We start from the raw sequence: 3061 nt of genomic DNA, 5'->3' as shown, positions 1-3061 counted from the left end.
CAGACGAGATACCGCCGAGGATGCCACCAGCGTTGTTGCTGAGGAAGCCTTCCGGAGTCAGCTCATCGCGAAAGCATTCACGACGAAGCGCCGCTGTTGCAGAAGCTGCCGACCATCGTCGTGGTCGTCGACGAATTCGCCGACATGATGATGATCGTCGGCAAGAAGGTTGAAGAACTGATCGCCCGTATCGCACAGAAAGCGCGGGCGGCGGGTATTCACTTGATCCTTGCGACCCAGCGGCCGTCGGTGGACGTGATCACCGGTCTGATCAAGGCCAACATTCCGACCCGAATGGCGTTCCAGGTGTCGAGCAAGATCGACTCGCGGACCATCATCGACCAGGGTGGCGCCGAACAATTGCTCGGCCACGGTGACATGCTCTACATGCCACCGGGCACCAGCCTGCCGATCCGGGTTCACGGTGCGTTCGTTTCCGACGAAGAAGTTCACCGTGTAGTCGAGGCTTGGAAACTGCGCGGCGCACCGGAATACAACGATGACATTCTTAACGGTGTCGAAGAGGCAGGCAGCGGCTTTGAAGGCAGCAGCGGTGGCGGCGACGGCGATGATCCTGAAGCCGATGCGCTGTATGACGAAGCCGTGCAGTTTGTACTGGAAAGCCGTAGGGCTTCGATCTCCGCGGTGCAGCGCAAGCTGAAGATCGGCTACAACCGTGCCGCACGGATGATCGAAGCCATGGAAATGGCTGGCGTCGTCACATCAATGAACACCAACGGTTCGCGTGAAGTCCTGGCTCCCGGCCCGGTACGCGACTGACCCCAAAAGCAACAGGCGGGACAATGATGTGCCGCCGCTTTCCCACGAGTATTCAAGAGGACTCCCATGCGTCTTATCCGCATGCTGCTGCCAGTACTGGCTTTGACCACACTCACGGCCCACGCCGATGACAAGGACGTGGCTCGTCTGACCCAATTGCTTGAAACATCCAAGACCCTGAGCGCGAACTTCTCGCAGCTGACCCTCGACGGCAGCGGTACTCAGTTGCAGGAAACCACTGGCGACATGACCTTGCAGCGTCCGGGCCTGTTCTACTGGCACACCAATGCGCCGGCCGAGCAGACTATGGTCTCCGATGGCAAGAAAGTCACCCTGTGGGACCCGGATCTGGAACAGGCAACCATCAAGAAGCTCGACGAGCGTCTGACCCAGACCCCGGCGCTGCTGCTGTCCGGTGATGTGTCGAAGATCAGCCAGAGCTTTGACATCAGCGCGAAAGAGGCGGGCGGCGTGATCGACTTCACCCTCAAGCCGAAAACCAAGGACACCCTGTTCGACAACCTGCGCCTGTCGTTCCGCAACGGTCTGCTCAATGACATGCAACTGATCGACAGCGTCGGTCAGCGCACCAACATCCTGTTCACCGGGGTGAAGGCCAACGAGCCGGTTCCAGCGTCGAAGTTCAAGTTCGATATCCCGAAGGGCGCTGACGTTATCCAGGAATAACGCATAGGCTCTGTGATGGGGCTTTTGTGGTGAGGGGATAAATCCCCTCACCACAGGTTTTCCTACATGTCTGAAAAATCGTAATAACCGAGGTTTCAACGGTACGTGATGGATCTGTTTCGCAGTGCACCGATTGCCCAGCCGCTGGCCGCGCGTTTGCGTGCGACCAATCTGGATGAGTACGTCGGTCAGGAGCATGTGCTGGCTCGTGGCAAGCCTCTGCGTGAGGCGCTGGAGCAGGGTGCCCTGCATTCGATGATCTTCTGGGGGCCGCCGGGCGTGGGCAAGACCACGTTGGCGCGGTTGCTGGCAGAAGTCTCGGATGCACACTTCGAAACGGTCTCGGCGGTCCTCGCCGGGGTCAAAGAGATCCGTCAGGCCGTTGAAATCGCCAAGCAGCAGGCCGGCCAGTACGGCAAGCGCACCATTTTGTTCGTCGATGAAGTGCACCGTTTCAACAAATCCCAGCAGGACGCGTTCCTGCCCTACGTTGAAGACGGCACGCTGATCTTCATCGGCGCGACCACCGAAAACCCTTCGTTCGAACTGAACAACGCTTTGCTGTCGCGAGCCCGTGTCTATGTGCTGAAAAGCCTCGACGAAGCGGCGCTGCGCAAACTGGTGAATCGCGCGCTGACCGAAGAGCGCGGCCTGGGCAAGCGCAACCTGACGTTGAACGACGAAGGCTTTCAGATGCTGCTGTCCGCCGCCGATGGCGATGGTCGGCGCCTGCTCAATCTGCTGGAGAACGCCTCGGACCTGGCCGAAGACGATAGCGAGATCGGTACCGAGCTTCTGCAAAGTCTACTCGGCGACACGCGTCGGCGTTTCGACAAGGGCGGCGAAGCGTTCTATGACCAGATTTCCGCTTTGCACAAATCGGTGCGCGGCTCCAATCCTGACGGCGCGCTGTACTGGTTCGCGCGGATGATCGATGGTGGTTGCGATCCGCTGTACCTGGCCCGGCGCGTAGTGCGCATGGCCAGCGAAGACATCGGCAACGCCGACCCGCGTGCGCTGAGCCTGTGTCTGGCAGCGTGGGAAGTGCAGGAGCGCCTCGGCAGCCCGGAAGGCGAGTTGGCCGTGGCGCAGGCCATCACGTATCTGGCCTGCGCGCCAAAAAGCAACGCGGTGTACATGGGGTTCAAGACTGCATTGCGCGCCGCCGCAGAAAATGGCTCGCTGGAAGTCCCGCTGCACCTGCGCAACGCGCCGACCAAACTGATGAAACAACTGGGTTACGGCGACGAATACCGTTATGCCCACGATGAGCCGGATGCTTATGCTGCCGGCGAAGACTATTTCCCGGAAGAGCTCGAGCCGATTCCGTTCTATCAACCAGTGCCGCGCGGCCTGGAATTGAAGATCGGCGAGAAACTCAACCACCTCGCCCAACTTGACCGTTTAAGCCCTCGGCAGCGGAGAAAATAGTGATTCCATTGATCGTTGCGGTCTCCGTCGGCGGGATCGCCGGCACCTTGTTGCGCTTCGCCACCGGCAATTGGGTCAACGCCAATTGGCCTCGGCACTTCTATACCGCGACGCTGGCCGTTAATATCGTGGGCTGTCTGCTGATTGGCGTGTTGTACGGCCT

3 protein-coding genes and 2 pseudogenes are annotated in these 3061 nt (G+C 59.8%); 4 read left to right on the top strand and 1 reads right to left on the bottom strand.

Annotation, left to right across the window (positions count from 1 at the left end):
- Positions 1 to 76 (bottom strand): annotated as a pseudogene (locus ACIOVB_RS27285) (hypothetical protein); the annotation flags it as partial.
- Here ACIOVB_RS27285 and ftsK point away from each other — a divergent pair.
- From ftsK to ACIOVB_RS27265, 4 genes and pseudogenes are all read left to right on the top strand, one after another.
- Positions 67 to 780, top strand: a pseudogene (gene ftsK / locus ACIOVB_RS27280) (DNA translocase FtsK); the annotation flags it as partial. The pseudogenes ACIOVB_RS27285 and ftsK overlap by 10 nt on opposite strands.
- Positions 781 to 846: 66 nt before the next feature.
- Positions 847 to 1467 carry an outer membrane lipoprotein chaperone LolA gene (lolA, locus tag ACIOVB_RS27275; RefSeq protein ID WP_008087013.1) on the top strand — a complete coding sequence of 207 codons (621 nt, stop codon included), beginning with the start codon at positions 847 to 849 and terminating at the stop codon, positions 1465 to 1467.
- 108 nt (positions 1468 to 1575) lie between these two features.
- On the top strand, positions 1576 to 2898 hold the full coding sequence (locus ACIOVB_RS27270) for a replication-associated recombination protein A (protein WP_401272248.1): 1323 nt from the start codon (positions 1576 to 1578) through the stop codon (positions 2896 to 2898).
- Positions 2898 to 3061, top strand: a 164-nt coding sequence (locus ACIOVB_RS27265; protein WP_401272249.1) for a CrcB family protein, incomplete at its 3' end; no start/stop codon positions are given. The genes ACIOVB_RS27270 and ACIOVB_RS27265, both read left to right, overlap by 1 nt.

Origin of the sequence: Pseudomonas sp. NPDC087639 (genome assembly GCF_044743385.1) — a bacterium.
GTDB lineage: Bacteria > Pseudomonadota > Gammaproteobacteria > Pseudomonadales > Pseudomonadaceae > Aquipseudomonas.
Note: the sequence above shows the minus strand (reverse complement) of the source record. Positions and strands in the feature narration are given on the sequence as shown.